The organism is Parvibaculum sp. (assembly GCF_049672805.1).
Classification (GTDB): Bacteria; Pseudomonadota; Alphaproteobacteria; order Parvibaculales; family Parvibaculaceae; genus Parvibaculum.
Map to the genome: position 1 here is coordinate 1 of NZ_JBATWS010000463.1, position 3,352 is coordinate 3,352.

The following is a 3,352-nucleotide window of genomic DNA, read 5'->3' on the forward strand; positions in this document are numbered from 1 at the left end:
GCGGGGCGGCCCTCGTACCCCCGAGCGTCCGCGAGCCTCTTCTGCCCGAGAGCGGCCGCCGTGGCCGGGGCGCGCTGACCAACAGAAGTGGCCGCTATGAGCCGCAAACGCGTGAACTGGTTGATGATGGCTGGGACAATCTCGACGCCCTGCCTCCGCTCAAGACGCAGGTGACAGAAGAGACTGCGCGCACCATCATCACGCGCAACAGCTCGCCCGACATTCCTTTCGACCGTTCGGTGAATGCCTATCGCGGTTGCGAGCATGGCTGCACCTACTGCTTTGCGCGTCCGAGCCATGCCTATATGGGGCTCTCGCCGGGGCTTGATTTCGAAAGCAAGCTCTTCGCCAAGCCCAATGCGGCGCAGCTTCTTGAAAAGGAGCTTGCAAGACCCGGCTACAGGCCCGCGCCTATTGCCATGGGCACGAATACAGATCCCTATCAACCGATCGAGCAGCGCTATCGCATCACGCGGAGCCTGCTTGAAGTGCTGTCCGCCTATAGTCACCCCGTCACGATCCTCACCAAGTCCGCGCGGATCGTGCGCGATATCGACATTCTCTCATCGCTGGCGCGGCGTAATCTCGTTCGCGTCGCGCTTTCCGTGACAACGCTTGATGCGAAGCTCGCTCGTGCCCTGGAGCCGCGTGCCTCAACACCCACGCGGCGGATGGAGGCGATCCGGCTTCTCTCCGACGCCGGTATTCCGACCGGGGCGATGATTGCGCCCATCATCCCCGCGCTGAACGACATGGAGATCGAGAAGCTGCTTACCGGCATCGCCTATGCGGGCGCGACGGATGCCAATTATGTCATCCTTCGCCTGCCCCTCGAGATCCGGGATATTTTCGTCGAATGGCTGAATGAGAACGTGCCTGACAAGGCCACTCATGTGATGTCGCTCATCCGTCAGATGCGCGGTGGTAAGGATTACGATGCGAAATGGGCCGAGCGCCAGTCCGGCACCGGCCCCTATGCCTGGCAGATCGCCCGTCGCTTCGAAATCGCGACACGGAAACTCGGCCTCGGCCGCAACCACACGCCACTCGACTGCTCACAATTCCGCGTGCCGGGGCAGGGCAAGCAACTGGAGCTGCTTTAGCGGGTGAGCTACTTCGTTTACATCCTGGCGAAAGTCGGAGCCGACACTTCTTCACAGACATTCTGCTTCCGTCTGGTTTCCGCATCAGACTCGGGGCACACTCCCGGCCATGCTGGAGAGAAGAAAGACGCCCGATTTCGCATTCGAGACAGAGCATGGCACGCCAGCGCGCCTGATATGCGGTGTCGATGAGGCGGGGCGCGGGCCGCTGGCAGGGCCGGTGGTTGCAGCCGCTGTCATTCTTGATCCCGTCTGCATTCCCGAAGGGCTCAATGATTCCAAGAAACTCGACGCCCCACGCCGGGAGAAGCTCTTTGCCGCACTTCAGACCTGCGCCGAGATAGGGGTCGGGATCGCAACCGTCGAGGAGATCGACCGGATCAACATATTGCAGGCGACCTTTCTTGCGATGGAACGCGCGGTTGCCGCCTTGCCGCGCGCACCGCAGCTTGCCCTCATTGATGGAAACCGCAAGCCGAAGTCGCTTTCCTGCGCCTCGCTCACCATTGTGGGCGGCGATGCACGCTCGCTTTCCATCGCAGCCGCCTCCATCGCCGCCAAGGTCACACGCGACCGGATGATGATCGATGCAGCCATTGCCCATCCCGGATACGGATTCGAACGGCATATGGGTTATGGCACTGCGGCGCATCTTGATGCGCTTTCCCGCCTCGGACCTTGCGAAATCCACCGCCGGAGTTTTGCGCCCATACGCAACATGTTGAGTCCCGTCGTCGCAGAGGGACTCGATGTGGTATGAGAAGAATCCTTTAACCTCTTGATTCAAAAGAGGTATTGACCCCGAATCGCCTCTGACTCATGATCCCCGCCTGTTATTCAAGAGGGGCTGAGAACAGTGGTTCGTGTCGTAGAGAAGTCTGGCACCGCTAAAACCAATCCGGCGGAAATCATCATTCAGGGTGACTGCGTCGAGGCGATGAATGCGCTTCCCGAGAAGTCGGTGGATCTCATCTTCGCGGACCCGCCCTACAACCTCCAGCTTGGCGGCGGCCTCACCCGACCGGACCAGTCCCGCGTTGATGCGGTGGATGATGACTGGGACAAGTTTGCGAGCTTTGCCGAATATGACGCCTTCACCCGCGCCTGGATGACAGCGGCGCGGCGCGTGCTCAAGGATACGGGCGCGATCTGGGTGATCGGCTCCTATCACAACATCTTCCGCGTGGGCGCCACGCTTCAGGATCTCGGCTTCTGGATCATGAATGACGTAATCTGGCGCAAGACCAACCCGATGCCGAATTTCCGCGGCACGCGCTTCACCAATGCCCATGAAACCATGATCTGGGCAACGCGCAGCGCGGATCAGAAATACACCTTCAACTATGACGCCATGAAGGCGCTCAATGATGATCTGCAGATGCGCTCTGACTGGACGCTGCCGATCTGCACAGGCAGCGAGCGGCTGAAGGGCGATGATGGCAGCAAGGCCCATCCGACACAGAAGCCGGAAGCCCTTCTCCATCGCGTACTGCTTGCGACATCCAATCCGGGTGACGTGGTGCTCGACCCCTTCTTCGGCACGGGCACGACAGGCGCTGTCGCCAAGAAGCTTGGCCGCAAGTTCATCGGTATCGAGCGTGAGGAGCGCTACATCAAGGTTGCGCGTGAGCGCATCCGGCAGGTGAAGGCGGGCGACGCAGAAGACCTGAAAGTCACTGTCTCCAAAAAGGCGGAGCCGCGTATCCCCTTCGGCACCATTGTCGAGCGCGGCTTGCTGGAGCCGGGCACGGTGCTCACCGATCCGCAGCGCCGCCACGCGGCCCGCGTCCGCGCCGATGGTTCCATCGTCTGCCGCGATGCCACCGGCTCGATCCACAAGATCGGCGCGCATGTGCAGGGGCTCGAAGCCTGCAATGGCTGGACGTTCTGGCACTTCAAGACAGACGGGAAGCTGAAGCCCATCGACATTCTGCGCCAGAAAGTGCGCGCAGAAATGGGGCAAGCCTAGCCGCGTCAGCGTTTCGCGAAAAGCGGGCCAGCTTCCGGCATGGCATGCGCGGCCACCTTGCGCATGACGGTTGGAAGCGCCTCGCCTGCGAGCTTTTCAAGCGGCACCCATTCGCCCTCACCCGGCACGAGCTTGCGGCGTGTCGTGCCCGTATAGACGGCAAGCTCCAGATGGAAATGCGTGAATGTGTGCCGCACTACGCCCGGCACACGCTTCCATGCCGCCTCTACCGGCGCGTGGTCGGGCCCGTGCTCATCATCTTCTGCGGCGCGGCTATCCC

At 61.5% G+C, this 3,352-nt stretch carries 4 protein-coding genes; 3 read left to right on the forward strand and 1 reads right to left on the reverse strand.

What is annotated here, in order from left to right; translation table 11 throughout:
- The 3 genes from WBF74_RS14375 to WBF74_RS14385 form a co-directional block, all read left to right on the forward strand.
- On the forward strand, positions 1–1,103 hold a 1,103-nt coding region (locus tag WBF74_RS14375; RefSeq protein ID WP_424441127.1), incomplete at its 5' end, for a PA0069 family radical SAM protein.
- Positions 1,104–1,212: 109 nt separating this feature from the next.
- Positions 1,213–1,863 carry a ribonuclease HII gene (locus WBF74_RS14380; RefSeq protein WP_424441129.1) on the forward strand — a complete coding sequence of 217 codons (651 nt, stop codon included), beginning with the start codon at positions 1,213–1,215 and terminating at the stop codon, positions 1,861–1,863.
- A gap of 87 nt (positions 1,864–1,950) precedes the next feature.
- Positions 1,951–3,072, forward strand: coding sequence for a site-specific DNA-methyltransferase (locus tag WBF74_RS14385; RefSeq protein WP_424441133.1), 1,122 nt, complete (start codon positions 1,951–1,953; stop codon positions 3,070–3,072).
- 5 nt (positions 3,073–3,077) lie between these two features.
- On the opposite strand, the gene WBF74_RS14390 is transcribed toward WBF74_RS14385, so the two are convergent.
- The coding region (locus WBF74_RS14390; RefSeq protein WP_424441131.1) for an NUDIX domain-containing protein at positions 3,078–3,352 on the reverse strand (275 nt) is incomplete at its 5' end.